At 49.4% G+C, this 19,743-nt stretch carries 17 protein-coding genes; 4 read left to right on the forward strand and 13 right to left on the reverse strand.

Annotated features, from left to right (window positions below):
* Window positions 1-33: 33 nt before the first annotated feature.
* The 4 genes from AC6ESO_RS18755 to AC6ESO_RS18770 all read right to left on the reverse strand — a co-directional run bounded on the left by AC6ESO_RS18755 (window position 34) and on the right by AC6ESO_RS18770 (window position 3,539).
* Window positions 34-927 (reverse strand): ABC transporter permease subunit, encoded by an 894-nt coding sequence (locus AC6ESO_RS18755; RefSeq protein ID WP_494820818.1) that lies wholly within the window; start codon window positions 925-927, stop codon window positions 34-36.
* A gap of 27 nt (window positions 928-954) precedes the next feature.
* Entirely contained in the window at window positions 955-1,926 is a 972-nt protein-coding gene (locus AC6ESO_RS18760) for an ABC transporter permease (RefSeq protein ID WP_497092684.1), read from the reverse strand.
* A gap of 623 nt (window positions 1,927-2,549) precedes the next feature.
* A complete protein-coding gene (locus AC6ESO_RS18765; RefSeq protein ID WP_497092685.1) occupies window positions 2,550-3,128 on the reverse strand; it encodes a GNAT family N-acetyltransferase in 579 nt (192 codons plus the stop codon).
* 48 nt (window positions 3,129-3,176) lie between these two features.
* Complete coding sequence (locus tag AC6ESO_RS18770) at window positions 3,177-3,539, reverse strand: VOC family protein (RefSeq protein ID WP_494820821.1); 363 nt, start codon at window positions 3,537-3,539, stop codon at window positions 3,177-3,179.
* A gap of 150 nt (window positions 3,540-3,689) precedes the next feature.
* Between AC6ESO_RS18770 and AC6ESO_RS18775 the strand changes: the two genes are divergently transcribed.
* The 4 genes from AC6ESO_RS18775 to AC6ESO_RS18790 all read left to right on the forward strand — a co-directional run bounded on the left by AC6ESO_RS18775 (window position 3,690) and on the right by AC6ESO_RS18790 (window position 5,833).
* Window positions 3,690-3,848 (forward strand): hypothetical protein, encoded by a 159-nt coding sequence (locus AC6ESO_RS18775; protein ID WP_497092686.1) that lies wholly within the window; start codon window positions 3,690-3,692, stop codon window positions 3,846-3,848.
* A gap of 291 nt (window positions 3,849-4,139) precedes the next feature.
* On the forward strand, window positions 4,140-4,598 hold the full coding sequence (locus AC6ESO_RS18780; RefSeq protein WP_497092687.1) for a Calx-beta domain-containing protein: 459 nt from the start codon (window positions 4,140-4,142) through the stop codon (window positions 4,596-4,598).
* Between the two features lie 86 nt (window positions 4,599-4,684).
* Entirely contained in the window at window positions 4,685-5,590 is a 906-nt protein-coding gene (locus tag AC6ESO_RS18785) for a hypothetical protein (protein ID WP_497092688.1), read from the forward strand.
* Between the two features lie 75 nt (window positions 5,591-5,665).
* Window positions 5,666-5,833: a helix-turn-helix transcriptional regulator gene (locus AC6ESO_RS18790; protein ID WP_497092689.1), complete on the forward strand. Its 168-nt coding sequence runs from the start codon at window positions 5,666-5,668 to the stop codon at window positions 5,831-5,833.
* Between the two features lie 14 nt (window positions 5,834-5,847).
* On the opposite strand, the gene AC6ESO_RS18795 is transcribed toward AC6ESO_RS18790, so the two are convergent.
* From AC6ESO_RS18795 to AC6ESO_RS18835, 9 genes are all read right to left on the reverse strand, one after another.
* On the reverse strand, window positions 5,848-7,860 hold the full coding sequence (locus AC6ESO_RS18795) for a hypothetical protein (protein ID WP_497092690.1): 2,013 nt from the start codon (window positions 7,858-7,860) through the stop codon (window positions 5,848-5,850).
* A 35-nt stretch (window positions 7,861-7,895) separates the two neighbouring features.
* Window positions 7,896-9,002: a glycoside hydrolase family 172 protein gene (locus AC6ESO_RS18800; protein WP_497092691.1), complete on the reverse strand. Its 1,107-nt coding sequence runs from the start codon at window positions 9,000-9,002 to the stop codon at window positions 7,896-7,898.
* Window positions 9,003-9,145: 143 nt separating this feature from the next.
* Entirely contained in the window at window positions 9,146-10,030 is an 885-nt protein-coding gene (locus AC6ESO_RS18805) for an ABC transporter permease subunit (protein ID WP_494820827.1), read from the reverse strand.
* A gap of 18 nt (window positions 10,031-10,048) precedes the next feature.
* A complete protein-coding gene (locus AC6ESO_RS18810; protein ID WP_494820828.1) occupies window positions 10,049-10,954 on the reverse strand; it encodes an ABC transporter permease subunit in 906 nt (301 codons plus the stop codon).
* A gap of 80 nt (window positions 10,955-11,034) precedes the next feature.
* A complete protein-coding gene (locus AC6ESO_RS18815; RefSeq protein ID WP_497092692.1) occupies window positions 11,035-12,765 on the reverse strand; it encodes a type 2 periplasmic-binding domain-containing protein in 1,731 nt (576 codons plus the stop codon).
* Window positions 12,766-12,965: 200 nt separating this feature from the next.
* Entirely contained in the window at window positions 12,966-13,739 is a 774-nt protein-coding gene (locus AC6ESO_RS18820; RefSeq protein ID WP_497092693.1) for a response regulator transcription factor, read from the reverse strand.
* Window positions 13,736-15,484, reverse strand: a complete 1,749-nt coding sequence (locus AC6ESO_RS18825; RefSeq protein ID WP_497092694.1) for a sensor histidine kinase — start codon at window positions 15,482-15,484, stop codon at window positions 13,736-13,738. The genes AC6ESO_RS18820 and AC6ESO_RS18825 overlap by 4 nt, the downstream gene beginning before the upstream one ends.
* A 200-nt stretch (window positions 15,485-15,684) precedes the next feature.
* On the reverse strand, window positions 15,685-16,791 hold the full coding sequence (locus AC6ESO_RS18830) for a glycoside hydrolase family protein (RefSeq protein WP_497092695.1): 1,107 nt from the start codon (window positions 16,789-16,791) through the stop codon (window positions 15,685-15,687).
* 184 nt (window positions 16,792-16,975) lie between these two features.
* Window positions 16,976-19,591, reverse strand: coding sequence for a cadherin-like beta sandwich domain-containing protein (locus tag AC6ESO_RS18835; RefSeq protein WP_497092696.1), 2,616 nt, complete (start codon window positions 19,589-19,591; stop codon window positions 16,976-16,978).
* Window positions 19,592-19,743: the final 152 nt, after the last annotated feature.

Genomic DNA, 19,743 nt, shown 5'->3' on the forward strand with positions numbered 1-19,743 from the left:
CGACCCGGAATCCAGCCTGCTAGGACGAATAACCTAACCCTTGATCGAACCGATCATCATGCCTTTGACAAAATATTTCTGCAGGAACGGATACACCAGCACGATTGGCAGCGTTGTGACCACCATCGTCGCGAGCTTAATCGACTGCGAGGTCACGCTCTTCGTAATGCCGCCCGGCATCGCCGCCATCATGATGTTCGAGCTCGACTGCGCGATAACCCGGTACAAGTACGTCTGAATCGGCTGCAAATCCATATTGTTGATATAGATCATCCCGGTAAAATAATCGTTCCATTGATACACCCCGTGGAACAGAGCGATCGTGGCGATCACCGGCATGGATACCGGAATGACGACGCGAACGAAGATGGAGAAGTCATTGGCTCCGTCGATCCTCGCGGCTTCCTCAAGCCCTGCGGGAATTTCTCGGAAGAAGGCCAGGAAGATGATGAGATCAAAGAAGTTGAACATGGCCGGAATGATATAAACCAGGAAATTATCGAGCATATGCAAGTCGCGAATAAGCAGATAGAACGGGATGAGACCTCCATTGAAAAACATCGTGATCGTGCCGAGCAGCATGTAGGCTTTGCGCCCAACCAACTCTCTTCTGGAGAAGGCGTAGGCGACCATTGCCGTAAAGAATACATGGGCGGGAGTACCTATAACCGTCTTCGCAACCGTTACGCCCATGGCCAGCATAATGCCGGGGTTATTGAACACGGCTTGGAAGTTATCGAGACTGACCAGACGAGGCCACCAGTAAATGCCGCCGCGCATGGCGTCCTGCCCTTCATTAAAGGCATTGACGAGCACGTACCAGATCGGATAGATCGTCACGAAGCAGACAATTAGCATGCCGATCGTATTCACGACATCGAATAGTGCCTCGCCGGCGGTTTTTCTTCGGAGTAGGGATGTATACATCAGTCGGCGCAACCACCTTATCTTTTATTAAAATAGCGACGTATCGTTCAACTTCTTCGACACTTGATTCGCCATAATCAGCAGAATCAGCGCGATAATCGATTTAAACAATCCAACTGCGGCCGAGTAGGAGTAACGCCCGCTTAAGAGACCGGTTTGGTAGACATACACGTCGATTACGTTGCTCGCGCTCTCATTGAGCGAATTGCGCAGGACGAGAATTTGATCGAAGTTCGAATTCAGAATGCCGCTGACCGCTAGGATGAACAAGATCGCGATCGTACCATTGATGCTCGGAAGCGTCACAAACCACATTTTCTGAAAACGTCCCGCGCCGTCGATCGTTGCAGCCTCATACATTTCCGGCGAAACGCCTGCGATTGCAGCCAAGTAGATGATGGCCGACCAACCGAGTTCCTTCCAAATATCCGATGTGATGACGATGGACCAGAAGTAGCTCGGCTCCGCCAAGTAGCTGATCGGTTCGTCGATGAAGCCCAGTGCCATTAACAGATGGTTGATGATGCCGACATCGGCGAGCCATGTTGTCAGGATCCCTCCGAGAATGACCCACGAGAGAAAGTGAGGCAGGTAGGAGATCGTCTGTACAAACTTCTTCAGCTTCAGCGAGCGCAGCTCGTTGAGGAAGAGGGCGAAGATGATCGGCAGCGGGAATGCGATGATGAGCTTAATCAGGCTCATCCCGACGGTGTTCCAGATGACGTTTGGCAGCTCCTCATCCTCGAGAAATTCGCGGAAATGCTGGAAACCAACCCAAGGCGCATCGTGAACGGAATGAATGATGTTGTATTCCTTAAAGGCGATTATGACGCTGTACATGGGAATGTAGTTGAAAATAATCATCCAGGCTACGCCTAGCAGCGCCATTACCTGTAAATACTTCTGGCCGATCATCTTGCGGATCACTTTGACGGCCTTGTCCTTCCGGCTTGCCGGCTGCTGCCTCGTAGACAGCTCATAGCTCAGATTGGCGCTCATGCTGGCAGACCTCCAGGGAGTTAATGGGTTCAACGATGTAAGTGCTTTCATTCTTCTGGACTTATTGTAAGCCGCCGGACAGTGGCAATATAAGGTCTCAAATTTTGCATTCGGTCGCAAAATTTCAGGTTGCTCTTTCGTCCGCCATTTCCGCCGCTTTCGCGTCGATGTGTTGCTCCCGGCGCTACTCTCTCCCACATGCAACTGCTTTTTCACGCTCTTTTCATGCTTGTGCCGTCAGCTCGCTTATCTTGCATTCCGCTCCCCCACTCCCCCAACTTGTTCGACGCATGCGGCGAATTTCTAACGAATCGTAGAGGTCTTATTTTGCCGATTCTCGATGCAGCGAGAATCTAACGAATCGTGGAGGTCTTATTGAGGAGAATCTAGCTCCAAAATACCTAAAACCCGTCGAATAGTGCCTCTACGATTCGTTAGAATTTTTATGAAGCTATTTTCGGGCAAATAAGCGCTGTACGATTCGTTAGAGCATTTCACATACCACGCGTGCTTCCCCAACTCCTTCAACAAAAAACAGCCCGGGAGCATGATGAAACCCTGCTCGTCGGACTGTTTTTTGTGGAGCTTTCTTTTATAGGTTGCTGTGCTGGTTGCTGCATTGCTTATTGCGGATTCAGCAGGCTCTGCAGCCGCTCTTTGATGACCGGCCATTCTCGATCGAGAATGCTGTAGTAGACGGAGTCTCTTACATAGCCGTTCGGATAGATCATATGGTTGCGAAGCACGCCTTCTTTTACAGCGCCTAGACGTTCAATCGCTTGCTGGGAGCGCGTATTCCGCGAATCCGTCTTGAGTTGGACGCGGATGGTACCCAGCGTTTCGAAACAATGCTTCAGCAGCAAATATTTACACTCCGTATTAATTGAAGTGCGCCATACCGAAGGGGTCAGCCACGTCGATCCGATCTCCAGCCCTTTGTTCGCGATAGAGATATCGAAGAGCTTCGTGCTGCCAACGATACGCCCCGTTGTCCGATCGAATATGACAAACGGCAGTGCCGCCGGTTGCGACAGCGCCTTGTCGACATCAGCTTTCGCATCGTCCAGTGAAGCTATGCCTTTGGCCGTAAGTGTCCATATCTCGGGATATCGGCCTGCTTCATAGATGCCTTCGATATGCTCGACAGCCATCGGAACCAGCTCTACTTTGGCGCCGGTCAGTGTGATTGGTTGTACGTTCATGGTGATGTTCCTCCCAGCTGTTGCTTATTGAGTTGTGTTGGTTGGCAATTAATCAGCCTGCGCGAGATGCCAGCATACACCTGCCGGATCGATGAGATGGAGTTCGCGACGGCCCCATGGGAATAGCGTTGGCTCTTTTGCGCGGATCGTCGGGAATTGTCCGCTCTCTATAATAGATTGGATATGTGTCCACCAAGCGTCCAAATCGTCAACGGTCAGATCCAGCATGTAATTGTTCTGGAACGACTGGTCATGGTAATTTTGAAGAATAAACTCCTGATCGGATAAGCGAAAGATGCTGATGTCCTGTACGGAAAGCGTGCATTCGAAGCCAAGTGCCTTGAAGAATCGCTGCGCTAGCTCATAATCCGCGCCGGACGGAACAAAAGGTCTTAATTTAGTCGCTTTCATGTCGTTGCTTGCCTCCCTGTCATTGTGCGAATTTACAATACAACCCTATTCGCGATAGCCGCGCAATCTCCTTCTACGTCTAGCATTTCCGCATCTTGTACGCTATACTTGGGCAAAAGAAATCTAGCGATGATGGGGGCACCTATGAAAATGAGTCCGCGATTACTGCAGGTTGTGAGCATTTTCTTTATCGGTTACGGCATTATTGATATTTTGTTCGTCAATTGGGTGCTTGGCGTTGTGCTGCTGATTATCGGTATTTATATGAACTATGCGGCCATCAAGAAGCGCCGTGAGCAGAAGAAGTAGCAGGCATATAGCGGGGTGAAGCTGAGAGTGCGATTTTGCACGCTCGGCTTTTTTAATAGAGATGGAACAATTGAGCTAATATTCTTACTAGGTGCTATTAGCCGGTATGCCGCTTACGAAGTCGCTCAAACGCTTCGAAACGACGTTCTTCGAGGCTTCTATTCGCCTCCGACCCGGGTCGATCTACTTCATTCAACTGCTAGAAAAATAGAATTGACATGTTACATACAGTATCATAGAATAGTTATTGTTACATATTGTATCATAAAATTAGGTAATGGAGGTCGTTTCATGCTTAGTTCGACTCAAAGGTTCAAAAAGCTATCTTTCCTGTTTCTCGCTTTCTGCATGGTCTTCCTGCTGGCGATGCCGCTTCAAGCATCGGCAAAGCCGCGCGACGAACCGAAAAAGCCCGGGAAACTAACCCTGTCTGACTTTATTTACGATGTGAAGGAAAACAAAGGTACAGTTACGATTACCGTGAATCGAATTGGCGGTAAAGACGGCGAAGTATCGGTGAAGTACTGCAACTGCAGCTTGACGGCCAAAGCAGGCGAAGACTTCAATCATGTTTCAGGCGTTCTCGTGTTTGGCGACGGCGAAACGAAGAAAACGTTCTCGGTGCCAATTGTAGACGATTCCAAGAAGGAGTTTTTGGAAGCGTTTAACGTCTATCTGAAGGATCCGACCGGCGGTGCAACGGTAGGCCCAATCTTCTTCTCCTTCGTAAACATAATCGATAACGATTAAACCGCTATGACCGGGTGGCTCGGAGCAGCAGCATAAAAAGGCTGAGCCGCCCATTCACCACTACCCGGATGGAAAGGATATCGCACATGTTCAAAAAAGGTATCGTTCTCCTGCTTTCGCTGTTCCTCGCGCTGTCTGCTGGAACAGCCGCCCATGCCCAAACAAAAGACAAGCCAGCCCCATATACCAACCCTATAATCCTAACTCTGGACGAACAGCTCCAGCCCGGCCAATTTTCGGTAACCTTCTCTAGACCGATCAGTCTGAAGCATCTTGAAGCAAATTTCACCATCCCGAATAAGAAAATCAAGTGGTATACCCAGCTATACGGCGGGTACAACAAGTCCTACTATGGCGTTATCGACAATGCCACCAAAGGGCACGACTATTTCGTTAAACTTGGCAAAGGGCTCGATCGGGCCAAAACCGTCGATCTCAGCCTGTTGTGGCGCAAAGATTATATCGACGGCGAACTGGGCTTTTTTCTGGAAATAGGTACTTTCGAATTGACATCGACCACGAAAACCAATGCAGAACAGCTCCAAAAAAACATAAAAGCAAACAATGCGCCGGTTAACGTAGAGCCTGCTTCGGAGAATGACGGTTTCCACTGGATTATCACAATTCCGCTTGCACAGCCATCCGTGAATTACGCCATTACATTTGCTAAACCAATCATTCTATCCAATACCGTCTACAGCTGGAGCCCCATACCGGTCCAGATTAAAAGCGCCATGCTGGATTTGCCAGCCGGCACCATTCAGCTTACCCTTCAAATGGATGCGGACCGAGAGCTCTCGCTCCATGATTTCGACATTACAGCAACGCGTAATGATAAGCCTTTCACGTTACAAAACGTAACCTACAGCAAAGAGGGACTCCTCTCTTTCTCTCCTATTGCCGATCTCGCGACGGAAGAGAATCTGTCGATTCAAATCGCAGGCAAAGCTTCAAGCAACGTGCAAGGAATCATCCAAGTAAAGAACAAATGATGCTTCACTAATGGAGGGATTAAGTTGGTGTTACACCTTGGTAATACCATTGCAGAGCTAAGGGAATCCAGGGCAATGAAGCAAGAAGACTTAGCCAGAACGCTGGGGATTTCCAGATCTACGCTCTCGCATTACGAGAAGAACAGAAGGAAACCCCCACTTGACATCATTGTTCTATTGGCTGCAACGTTTAACATTCCGGTGGAGCAAATTATTAACGCTCCTGCAAATCAGGAATTGTAGGTCGGTTTCTCGCGCTACAGCTGCTTCTTGCTCAGCTCATACAGCGCAGTGGACGCCGCACCGCAGCCCCAATCGAAAATCGTAAATTCACCGACCGCAAGACCATCGGAATGATTGACATTCTCCATGTGAAAGCCGTAATCGCTTTCCTTCATATGGGGATGGACCTGCTCGTACTTTGCCTTCACATCGGCATTCTCCGGGCAGTACATCATATAGAACGATGCCTTCATCGCCCAGTAGGCGCGGTATCGATAGGCTTCATCGCCTGTCGTTTCGTAGTAGCCCATGTAGATGCCGGCAAATAAGCTTTGTCTGGCGTCGTTCCACTCCGAGTCGCAGTTCATTACGCCGAAGCCGCCAACCGTAGGAACGGTGTGGAAAGGCGGCTGCCATATTTGCTGGTACAGCGATGCTTCAGCAAGTACAATCTGCCCTTGCTCCAGATAATGTGCGCTGCCCGTCAATAGATACAGATCGCGCATCGCTTCCGCTGTCCAGTACATGCCGAAATTACATTGGCTGTACAACCCGCTTCTTGCATCGCGAACACCCGGCTGCTTCTGCCCCCACATGCTGGCGCATGACCAATAGGTCTCGAAATCTTCCCAGCGTCCTTCCGCTATAACCTGCTTCTCAAGGAAAGCTGCTGCCCGTTCAGCCGCTTCCAGATAAGCCGGTTCAGGCCGCAGCCGGTACAAGCTGCAGAGGAGCATAGTATGCGCTGCCGTTTCCGAGCTGACCGTAAGATAGGCTGAACCTTCCAAGGTCTGCGGATGAACCCATGCCGGGAAGCTGCCATTCTCTTCCTGCAGCTTAAGCAGTGTCTGCACATAACGATCCACATAGTTCATGATGCGTTCGTCCTTATGGATATCCCTGTACCACTTCAGCAGCCAGATGCTTGTCCACGAGCAATCGAGCAAATGCGCATAATCATGCTGTCCCTTCGGAACACGGGAGTGAGACATAATCCAGCGTCCATCCTCCCAGCGATTATCCGGCCCTGCCATATAACAGGCCGGGAACAATCCGTTCGTCTGCGGCGCAGCAAGCGCGAAGGCCAGCGACTTCTCCGCCTTCTGCATCCAGTCCTGTTTGCCCCATGCCTTCCCCCACATCCAGTAGCCATATGCACTGCGAAGACTGCAGAACCAGGCTTGATTCCAGATGCTCTTCTTCTCACGCCAAACATCTTCTTGGCCGTAACCTGGCTGCTGCCGCGTTGTAACGATGAACACAACGCCGCCGACTTCCTGACCGTCCAGCTCAAATTGCTGCCAGCTGACCGACTCCCACCGTTCGAATGCCCATTCATAGGCGTATTTGGCGTAACGCTCCAGCTCCCTGATTCCATTGTCAGGTTCCACGGCAGTCATGGCGGGGGATGCAAAACGTTCCCAAAGGAAATGCTCCACCGGCCTATAATCCCGCGGCACACCCGCTTCCGATTTCATCCATTCCACCAAATAGAAGCTAAGCACAATCGGCGCTTGTACAGCACGCGGCTTCGGCTCCAGTTGATAGTAAGTATGGCCTGTATCGCGATAATCGGAGACCCCATAATAGAGCGCATGAGCGGACAGCTCATAATCCATGATGTGTGGGATTACCCGATTCGACGCTAGATGTGCGATATCCGGAATCAGTGCGCACATCCTCGACTCGTTCTCCAGAATAATAGCCGGTGAGCGAAAAACGATATCCCCAATCGTCATCCCCTCAAGCGGCGTAAGATGGGTTTTCCAGCTAAGCGCAAGCTCCGAATCGACGGGCATCACGAGTTGAAATCCACCAAGCAAGCCTTCACTGCCTGCATTTAGGCGCACTTCCACATGACTGCAGCTGTAGGCGCCCGACCGACCTTCATCGGGTGCAAGCTTAACGTGAACCCTACCGCCATCCGCTGTGGAACCATTCCATTCCGCTGAGCCGGAATCGGACTGATCCAATCCGTAGGTGTGCCACTGTCCATTCTCAAACCACCGGTAGCCTAACTCATTACCAAGCCAAGAACTATGCCGCATCTAAAGATCCTCCCTGCGTACGGATTCTATTGGGATTAAACGTCACTGCGTTTCGGGCCTTCTGCTTCACCATGAAGCAAATCTTTAATTCGATCCTCTCTATCCGGAAAGCTGGCAAAAGGCTGCGAAGGCAGCGACTGATACCAGTAAGCAACCGCGCAATAATCATCGCTCAGCTCAAAATAACAATCCTCCGCATCCGGCTCGCTTCCCGCCGCCCGATACTTCGTAAAGGCATCTCCCAAATACGCCTGCGCTTTGGTGCTAGAGCCATAGCCGATTTGCTGTACCGTCACCTTCAAGCTGTCTTGGAAATAGATTGGATCGCGGACATGGAAACGATAGATGGAATAAAGGCCGTTGTCATGATCAACGAGCGGTGCCCCTTGATACGGTGTCAGCACCTCATCGAGTCCCCAAGCGGAGCCCATATAGTCCTCGGCGCCTGTTCCGCAGATGGTCGGATAATCCGAATCGCCATCGATATAGAACTTCACTTCCCCTTCGCCCCACCAGCAATCCCGATAAATGCTGCGTACGCCAAGAGTCGTTCCGAGGTAGACACCCTGTCCTTTAATATTATCCGCGATGACGAAATCCTCGTGCATCGGGCATGGATTACTGCGTCTAAACTGTGCATGAAAATACCCGGTCGAATCGTCCAGCTCATCGCCGCGCGTGACATCGAATTGATAGAACAAATGAGAAACATCGGAGCCGGAATCGTTCTCGATCGTGACGATCGCCTTCTTCTTGAAGGGCATCGGAATCCAGCAGTTCAGCCCTTTCCCGCTCTGCATGGTGACGCAGTCGGATAACATCACCTTCTGCCGGCCATGTGCCACACCAAAGAAATCCCCGATCGGCGCTTCCACGCTCGGATGCGTCTGACCATCCCAATACATCCGAATAATGACATTACGCATATGGTCGACGTTGCCCGGCGGAATCGTGATCCATATATGCCGAATCATACCCGGCCCATCGCAATTAACCAGTTCGATCGTCTCACCTTTGCGGAAGCCTTCGATACACGGCGAACCCTTCCGGCCATTCTGCGATTGTCCGCCAGCGCCAACTGCCCCTGTCTTATTTTCCGATGTAAATGCACGGCTCTCTATGTTCTTCAACTCATACAGCATGCTGCAGCTACCTCCATCTATTCAGGGATTTTATTGTTTCTCTACCTATTAATGCCACTATTAATACGGAGTTGTCTAGTAAAATAAAAAAGACCCCGAATCGGTTCAGCGAACACGCTTCGAGGCCTCTCCTTCCTTGCGAATTACTCTTTCACCGAACCAAGCATAATACCGCTAATGAAGTACTTCTGCATGAACGGATACACAACCAGAATCGGAATCATCGTGACGACTAGCTTCGCTGCCGTCAAGCTTCGATTGGATACCGAAGCCATGCTCTTAATCTGCTCTACATCGCGAACAGTCGTATCGAACTTAACGACAAGCTGCTGGATATACGTTTGCAGAGGGAAATCACTGGTTTGCATCGAGTAGATCAGTCCATCATAGTAAGCGTTCCAGTTCCCTACGACGACGAAGAGTGCAATGGTCGCCATAATCGGCATCGACAGCGGAACATAGATTTGCAGCAACCGGCGCCAAGGCCCCGCTCCATCTATACTCGCGGATTCTTCAAGCTCTGAAGGGATGTTACGGAAATAGTTGAGCATGAGAATGATATTGAATTGTCCGACTGCACCGGGAATGACAAGCGCCCAGATCGTACCAAGCATATGCATATCCTTCACGGTGAAGAACATCGGTACCACACTCGGTCCAAACAGCATCGTTCCGATAATGATCCACATGTAGATGCCTCTGGAGCGGAATGCCTTCTTACTTCTGGACAGCGGGTAAGCAGCCAGGACTACCAGTACCATATTAATGATTAAAGCAAGAATAACCCGTTTGACCGATACGCCGGCCGCAGTTAGAATCGCGTGATCTTGGAATATTGTCGAGTACGTTTTCCAACTCAGACCGAGCGGATAAATGGTAACAAGACCGGCCGTCGCTTTGGCGCTGTCGCTCAAAGAAATGGCTAGTATGTTGAGCAGCGGAACAAGTGTAATGACGGCCAACAAGGTCAGAATACCGTATATGATCGTGTTGGTGATAATATCGCTTTTCGTTAATCGAATACCCATCTGTTTCACCCCAATCGTCTAGAACACCTTATATTCGCCGTATTTTTCTGCCAGCCATTGCGAGATTAGAATAAATATAAAGGCAACTGCCGATCGGAACAGCCCTACTGCAGTAGCAAATTCATATTGATTGCTCTGGAAACCCATTCGGTAAATGTACGTGTCGTAAATATCAGCCACTTGATAGACAAGCGGATTATACAGGTTGAAGATTTGATCGAATCCTCCGCTAAGGATGCCTTGAAGACTCAGGATCAGAATCAGGATTACCGTACCTTTGATACTCGGCAGCGTAATATTAACTAATTTCGCCCATCTTGAAGCGCCATCTACATCAGCTGCCTCATACAAGTTCGGATTAATGGCCGTGAGTGCCGCCAAGAATACGATGGCATTAAATCCGAAGCCCTTCCACACATCCGTTAAATAAATGATGATCATAAACCAAGTGTTGTTGTTGAAGAACATCGTCGGCTCGCCGCCGGATATTTTGTGAACCAAACCGTTAATTAATCCATCGATGGAGAAGAAGTCTTTGAAAATACCAGCCATAATAACCCACGATAGAAAGAACGGCAGATAGACGATCGTCTGCACCGATCTCTTGAACCACTTCTTCTTAATTTCGTGCAGCAGCAAAGCGAAAGCCAGTGCGCAGGAAATATTCAGAATGATTTTGATCACCGAGATCGTAATGGTATTAATGGTAATTTGTTTAAACTCCGGTATTTGAAACAGCATTTTGAAATGGTCCAGCCCCGCCCAGGGCGATCCCCATATGCCCGCAATCGGATCGAAATATTTGAAAGCCATAATGGATCCAAGCGTAGGGTAAATGCTGAAAATAGCCAATAGGATAATACTCGGAAACAACATGAAGTGATAGTGGATGGCTTCCTTGCTACGCACTCTGTTCGTCTTCAACATCATTCCACCTCAATTCGGATAGAACAAGTGCTGAGGCTGGGGTCAGCTCAGCACTTGTTAAAGAGTTATAATCTGAATTATTTGCCTACGATATCATTCACTTCAGCCGTGATGTCTTTACCGCCCATGTCATTCCAGAGCTTCACGAAGTTATCGAACTCGTCAATCGACTTCTTGCCTGTGATGATTTCAAGGAAAGTCTTCTTCTCCAGGTCATCCATCGAGGCTTTCTTCTTCTGCATCAAATCTGTCGAACCGATAAATGCCGGAAGCGTTTGTTGAACCGGGTTCTTCACCAGACCTGCTGCGCCGACCGCGAATTGGTTAGCAAGGCTCCACAATCCCAGATCTGCAAACTTGTCTGTTGCTTTCTCATAGTTCTGAATTGCTGTTGCTTGTGCTTTCGACTCTGGATCTGCTTTGTCCATTGGCGTTGTGCCGTTCAGTACATCTTGGATCGCTTTGTAACGTACTGTGATTTCATGCGGATCCTTCGCGCTTACGCTGACTGGAAGCAAAGGCATTTTGGCATTCAAGTATTTAGCGCCTTCGTCAATTGTAAGCTTGTTGTACCAATCCAGATGTTTCGTGTTTGCTTCTTGTGCATAGTTCAGCAATTTCATAATCGCTTCCGGATGGCTGAAGCCTTTCTTCACGACAACAAACGATCTAACTGCGCCGTAGCCTTTAGCATGAGCAACGCCGTCTACACCTTTAAGTACAGTCGCCTGCCAGTTTGCATTGTGATCGTTCTTAATGGAGTCTGGAAGCGGATACCATGTGGACCACCAAGCGCCTTCGAACACGCCGGCTTTGCCTTTGGCGATCTGCTCAACCGATTTGTTGCTGTCATTCATGATGAAATCAGGCGCAATCATGCCTTCTTTATACCATTTTGCCAGTCTTTCCAGTGCGCCTTTCATTTCCGGCTGAACGGAACCATATCCAACGCTGCCGTCAGCTGTTTTGATCCATTGACCCGGATAGGAGTTATAAGCTCCGAATACGAAGTCGAAGGAGTTCGTGTCTGCGCCGTAAATATTTTGTTGGGCAGGAAGCACGCCTGCACCGAATTTGTCTTTGAACGCTTTAAGCGCTGTCTCTACATCATCAAGCGTTTGCGGCTCAGGAAGGCCAACTTGATCCAGCCAATCCTTACGTGTCCAAATGACCGGGATAGCCGTTTCAACGTCCGCGATCGAAGGAATCGCATACAGCTTACCGTCGGAGGAAACCGAGTTCAGTGCATCCGGTCCACCTAGTGCAATGCTTTCTTTCAGGAATGGCGATGCATAATCTTCATATACCTTAGACAGATCCTCGATCATGTCTGCTTTAATCAGTTTCTTCAAGATGCTCAGACCATTCGGATCCACGCTGATCGAAAGCACGTCCGGAATGTTATTAGCGGCAATCAGCAAGCTGACCTTTTGCTCGAAAGCAAAGTTCTGGTCACTTGTCGACCAAGCCATCTTCGGCTTTACATTCAAATTCTGTTCGAACCATTTCTGTACATCGTTATTCTCAAAGCTCTCTCCGGCAGGCGGTTTCGCTTCCGCGGAAATCGAGATCCCTGTAGTGAATTCAACCAACTCGTCCATCTTGGCAAACGGATCAGGCTTCTCGGCAGGCGCAGTGTTTTCTGCTGCCGCGTTCGTTGCACCTGCGTCATTCGTTGCTGCCGCATTGTTTGTTGCTGCAGTGTTGCCGTTCTCGCTTGCGTTGTTCGAATTACCGCATGCTGCGCTAGTCAACATTAATGCCGCGATCAGTGAAATCGATGCTGCTGCCTTTACTTTTTTGTTCACTTGAATCCCCCTTGACCTCTGTGAATTTGTTATATTGCGTATCTCTATAGTAAGCCTGAATTGCGGAAGGACGAGATAGACAATCATCATCAGCAACTGGGAATCCGGTTATCAAATGTACGCGTTTCCATAACAAATTTCGTACCTTTTCAGCATAATCTTCCCTTGTTGTTGAAAGCGCTTAAATTGTGAATTCAGCGCTACCGGTTCCGTTCCCGGAACTCCGTAGGGGTCATGCCGCAATGCTCTCGAAACAGCTTGCTGAAATACTTCTCATCTTGGAAGCCGAGCTGATCCGCGATCAAGTAGACCGGCTTGCTCGTTTTGCGCAGCAGCGACTCGGCGGATTGGATTTTCATGTTTTTCAAGTAGTCGCTGAATGGCGTTCCCACGATATCCTTGAAGCACAGGCTGAAATATCCTCTGCTCATATTCACGGCCTTGGCAACCTCTTCTTGGTTAATGCCATGGAATAAATGCTCGTTCATGAATTTGACCGCATTATTAATGCAGGAGACCACTTCCTCGGAGTAGCGTTTCCCTTGTTCGTTCTTGAAGATCGGCGCATACTCACTCCCGCTCCGGTCTTTGTTCTCGCGCCGTATGCGGCTCTCGATTCGCTCCAGCACATCCTCGAGTTTCTCCTTCTCCAGCTGTGTTTTCACAATATAATCAATAGCGCCCAGGCGCATCGTCTCTTGTATGAATTCAAAGTCTTGATGACAGGTCAGCACGACCACCTTCAAATCGGGGAAGCTGTTTCGCGTCTCCTTCATGAGCTCGAACCCGGACATCCCCGGCATCGTCAGGTCCATGAACATGACATCGACGCCATTGCCTTTAAGGAACTCAAGCGCTTTGTCCCCGCTGCTGACGTCGCCAACGATCTTAAAGCTGAATTTCTCCCACGGAAGTACGGAAATGAGCCCTTTTCTCACATAGATTTCATCGTCTACGATTAAAGTTCTGATCATTGTAATTCCTCCTTATGCTCTCTGCGGTTGATGGGTAGACGGAGCTTGAATACGGTCCCTACACCCTTCTCGCCTTTGATGTCCATTTCAGCCTCTTGCCCGTAATTCACTTCAAGCATGTATTTGACATAGCTGAGCCCGATTCCCATGCCAACCTTCTTGTGTTCCTCGGATTGCGGCTCCATCATTCGCGCAATGTCCGCATCAGTCATCCCTTCTCCGCTGTCTTCAACGGTAATAATCAATTGCTTGTCCTGCTCATATACAGCAATCTTAATAGATCCGCTTTCATCCTTGAGACCATGATAGATGGCATTCTCCACAATCGGCTGCATAATAAAACGCGGAATACTGACATCGCCAAGCGTAGGATCTACGACAATTTGGACGTCAAAATGATAGGCATACCGAATGCGCTGCAAATCCACATAATTCTGAAGCGCCTCCACTTCTTCGTTTAAGGAGACGATCCCGCCTTCCTTGCCCAAATTATAGTGAAGCACTCTCGTAAAGAGCGCGACCAATCGGTCAATCTCGTCCTGCCCGTTCATTCTTGCCAGCCACTGGACGGTGTTCAGCGTATTGTGCAAGAAATGAGGATTAATCTGGTGCAAAATTTTCTCCACCTCGATGACTCTCTTCTTACGCTCCTTCTCTTCCAGTTCCTTAAACAAGTCCGAAATTTTGATTTTCATATCGTTAAACTGCTCTAGCAAACTATCAAACTCAAGAATTCCGGTCATCTTCACCTTGGAATTAAATTTGTTATGCGCCAGCAAAATAATTTCCCTGTTAATGGTCCGCAGCGGCCGCGAGACAATTCTCCATATGGAGAGCCCCAGAAACAAACTGATGACAATGGACAGTACGGCGAACAGCGCGAATTTGCCGATCCATTTCTTCACATCCGCACTGTAGGCTTTCGTCTTCACCGCGGAGAGGATGTACCATCCCTGCTCGCCTTTCTGCGAGAAAACATAGTAGCCTTTCTTGATCGCATCCGATTTGCTTGTGCTGCTGAGCTTCTTCACATCGATTCGCTCACCAATTGCGAAGTCCTCCGGACGCTGACTATACATTACCTGCCCTTTATCGTTCAGCAGAATGGAGGCTACATCGAGCTTATACCGCTGCGATTTCAGAAGATCCTCAAACAGCTTAATGCCGGTCTCGACATAAACGTATAGATCAGCTCCCTCAATGAGGTTCACCTTGCGCGCGATCGAGAAAACCTGCATATCCTTCGTAGACTTTACGGTCATATGAGGCCCATAGAAAGTGGCATTAATGCCATCCGCAAGCTTGGGCAGCAGCTCTAGGCTAAACCCCTCCGACACGCTCTGATTCTCGAACATGACCTGATTCTTATTGGCATAATAGAAGAAAATGAGCCCCAGATCCGGTTTCGCGGCATTAATGAGCGAGATGCTCTCTATAACCGCTTTCTTCTTCTCGTATTTGGTCAAAATATCTTTCGTATCGATAAAAGTTTCAATATCATCAGCCACTCGCCCGTTATACATCGCAAGCTGGAGCGCCGAATCTTCTAAATTCGAGAATACATGGTCGACGCTGATTTGGAACTGTTTCATATTGCTGTGAATGCCGTCATCGATATTCGTGTTCAGTAGGGAGATCATAGATACATAGGAGATATAGCCGATTAACGTTAACGGAATAATAGAGCTTAGGATGAGGAAGAAATACGCTCTGTTCTTAAGAGAGTACGATGATTTCGGCAGCATATTGAGGTTCCCCCGCTCCTGATGGTTGGTTTCCATTGATTGTTATTATTGTAAGGAATGTTAAAGGGAACCGTCAATCCGCCATAATACATCATAATCTTTCAATATCTTACATATTTCCGCACTCCGGCCTACGAAGCAAGGCTGGCCTTAGTCAATGGACTAAGGACCAGCCTTTGATGGATGATGCTGTATGACCCTTACGAAGGGAATACCAATGCGGGATGGTTATTGCGGAACGCATTCGTGGCAGGCGTTAGCGTGCTGAAGTTGCCTGCCGAATCTACCCCATTCGACGTCCATGCCTGCGCTCCTTGCCAGCCGTTCAAATAGCCGTTCTCGTAATCCTGCGTCAGCGTATGCCCGGATGTTCCTACGCCCGGCGTTTCGCCGAGCAACGCCGGCTTGCTGGTTTCGAGGCCGAAGGATGCAGGCGACATGTAGAACGGATTGCCCCAATACTGCCCCATCCAGTCATAGTAGTGCACCGAGTAGAAGTCGACTTTCGCCTTCGTGTTGTTCACTTGGGCCTGCAGCGCCGCGTTGCTGATCTTATTGCCTTGTGCGCCGGATACAGTATCGCTGTTATACTTGATCATCGCCATGCCGACCGTCACGAGAATTTGGCTGTTGTTGTGAATCGCGACCGCAGCTTTGGCAAAGTAACGCTGAAGTACATTCCAAGGCAGCTGCCCTGCCGCTGCATCCTCAAAGATCCAGTCCGGCTCGTTGGCCAGATCGATGGACCAGAGGAACGGATTGTTCTTGTAGCGGTTCACGAACGGAATGATGTAGTTATTCACGAAGGTATCCGTCTTGCTGCTGCTGTTAATCATGTTCCGCCATTTCGTGTAGCCTGCGTGCGTGTTCTTGAAATGGTCAAACGAGATGAGCGTTGCCATAATATAAATGCCATTCTGCTGTGCCAGCTGGAACAGCGTATCAAGGTTGTTCCAATGTGCTGTCGTTGCGCCGGATACCGTGCCGTCAGCTGCGATGTTAATGCCGACTTCGCCGTCGCACGTAATCCAAACCCGCGTTGCATTGACGCCGTTGTCGTGTAGCGCTTTGAAATGATTGCCCCACCAGGTGGCGTTAAAGCTCCCGCCAAAATCATTCCAGGAATTCCATGGCGTATTCGCGGCATTCATCCAAATCCGCTTTCCACCGGCCATAAACTGCGTGCCGGATACCGTAATACGGTCCCCGAACGCAGCGCTCGCCTTCTTCGGTACGAGCGTCAGCAAGGTTGCGAGCATACACATCACCATAAGCAAGGATAAAGTCCGACGAGTCGTTAACGTCATTCCAATCACTCCCATGTTCATCAGAATAGGGTAGTCATCTCTTGCGTTAGCTAATCCGCTAGTATGGCCATGCTGGCAGTTACATCAGACATTCCCCCTCTCAAACGAAAGGCCTCCGTCTTCAAGCCGCTCTATGCTGACTGTTCGATACCTCCCGAAAAATCAAATTTTTGATGGCCTCGGATTAACCGCGGACAACGACTACCGTGTAGGTTTGCTGCGTAGTACCATCCGGTGCTGTTACGTTCACCGTCACCGTGTTGCTGCCTTTTACCAAGCTGCTGCCACCGGTAATCACTGCTTTGGCCGTAGGGAATGCCGGTAGCGCGATAACTTTAACCGACTTCGTGCTCTTAGACACGTTTACCTTGTAAGAGAGTTTGTCAGGCGAGAAGCCCGGAACCGGGTTCCCGTCTATTAATAGCAAGCTTAGATTTGCATTGCTTGATTTAGCGCGTGTAACCGTAATCATGTAGGTTTGCTTAGTGCCGTCCTCGGCCGTTACATAAACCATGACTCGGTTCGTGCCAATGACCAGCGTGAGCGGCTTGTCGATTACAACCTTCGCCGTTGAATCGGACGCTTGAGCCGTTGCATACACCACAAGCGTGTCAAAAGGCACCGTGATTGAATACGTCTGCTGTCCAGGCGTAAAGCCCGCAATCGTTTTCCCGTTTAAGCGAAGGTCGCTTAGCTTCGCATTGCTGGACTTCGAACGATTCACGGTCAGCGTGTACACCTTCGTGCTGCCGTTCTCTGCCGTTACCGTTACCGATGCCGTGTTGTTGCCAACAGCAAGCGCCGAGCCGCCATTTATGGCAACCGTTGCATATGGATCAGCTGTCGCTGTTACCGAGACCGATGTTGTTGTGTTAGGTACTTGCAACGAATACGAAAGCGTATCCGCATTGAAGCCTGCAACTGTGACACCATCGACCTTCAGATCACTGAGGTTCGCGTTCTTGGAAATGCCGGATGGGAACACAAGGTCAGGATGTTGATTGTAGAAGCTGCTTGCTGCCGGGCCGACTCTAGTAATATCGCCAAGTCCGTCTACGCCATTGGAAGTCCATGGCATCATGCCCGCCCAACCATTTGCAAAAGCACTTGCGTAATCCTGTGTTAATGTATGGCCATTCGTACCCAGTGCAGCTGTCTCGCCAATCACTGCCGGACGATCCGCAGACAATCCGAACTGCTCCGGTGTCATGTACATCGGGTTACCCCAATATTGACCCATCCAGTCGTAGTAATGCGGTGCCCAGAAATCCAGCTTCGCCTGCGGATTGCCGCCGGCTTTGGCCATCATCGCTTCATCGCCAACTTTATTGCCTTGGCAGCCTTCCGTACAGGTGTCGCTGTTGTATTTGATCATTGCGACGCCTACCGTTGTAAGCACGCTGCTGTTGGCATGAACGCCTACGCTCATTTTCGCGAAGAGAGACTGCAAATTCTCCCAAGGAAGCTTGCTTTCCTCGAATACCCAGTCCGGCTCATTCATAAAGTCGATCGACCATAGATAAGGGTTGTTTTTGTATCGATTCGTGAACGGAATCACGTAATTATTAACATAGGAGTCAATATTAGCGTCGCTCATCAACATCTTTCTCCAGCTGTCATAGCTCGGATGGGAATTCTTCATGTGGTCAAAAGACATCAGTGTTGCCATAATGTAGATGCCGTGCTTCTGAGCCAGATAGAACAAGCTGTCCAGGTCATTCCAATGTGCCGCGGTTGCGCCTGACACATGCCCTGTCGCATCGATGCTGATGCCAACTTCTCCATTTGAAGTGATCCAAACGCGTGAGGCATTCACGCCGTTAGCATGCAGCAGCGCGAAGTGTGTGTCCCAGAAGTCATAATCGAAATCGCCGCCAAAATCATTCCAGTTGTCCCACGGCGTGTTGGCACCGTTAAACCAAATTTCCTCATTATGACCGCCGTAAAATTTGTTGCCTTTGATCGTAATTGGATTGCCTTGGCTTGCTGGAAGATCGCGGATCAGTTTAATCGTATACGTTTGTTTGGTCAGGTCCTTCGCCGTTACCTCTACCGTAACCGCATTCTCGCCAACAGCAAGATTGCTGCTACCGGTAATCGCAACAGTTGCATCAGCAGCAGTAGCAGTAGCCGTTATCGCAGCCGAAGTTGTACCGTTCGGAACGTGTGCAATATAAGAAAGATCTTTGCTTGTGAAACCGGCTACCGTCGTGCCGTTGACACGAAGATCGCTTAAACCAGCAGGATTTGGAACTTCAACAGGCGTACCGCCGAGAATACCGATGCTGTCGATATAAACGCTGCCTGCAAAGTCGCCGCTCGATTGTACTTGAACGCCGAATTCATTGAATGGCGTCTTAGCACCTGCAGGAATGGTTAGCGTCAGCGTATTCCATGCATCCTTCGTCAAATTGCTGTACGGTATGAAGTTGCCTGTCCATGACCAGGTGCTGTCCATCATATAAGGCTGGATGCCTGCGATTGCTGCGCCGCCCGGTACCCAAACATGGAATTCATAGGTGCTTCCTGCGGTAAGTCCTGCAGGTGAGCTCAGTTTTGCGAATGGTCCTTGGGAGCCTGTCACATTAAGCGTCATTTTCAAGGATTGATTCCCTTGGTATGCCTTCTCGGAACTGACTGCCAGCGTCGCCCCTGTCGTTCCTGTGAATCCTTGCGTATTCGTCTCGAAATTGAACTGTGCTGTATCTGCTGCAGCGTCTGCGCTTACAGGTACGACGATTAAGGCTGCCAACATAGACATGATGAGGAATAAGGCGATCTGCTTACGAAGCTTTATCATTCTTCATTCACCCCAACTAATGTATTTTAGTAGATTTCCTACAGCCAAGCATCGACATTGCCGCCAGAACTCCCCCTCTCACCGTCGTGAAGCGCTTACATTTCTTATGAAAATAGAAAGTTGATTGGTTTCCGTGTCGCAACTCAAACTTT

The organism is Paenibacillus rhizoryzae, from assembly GCF_059686995.1.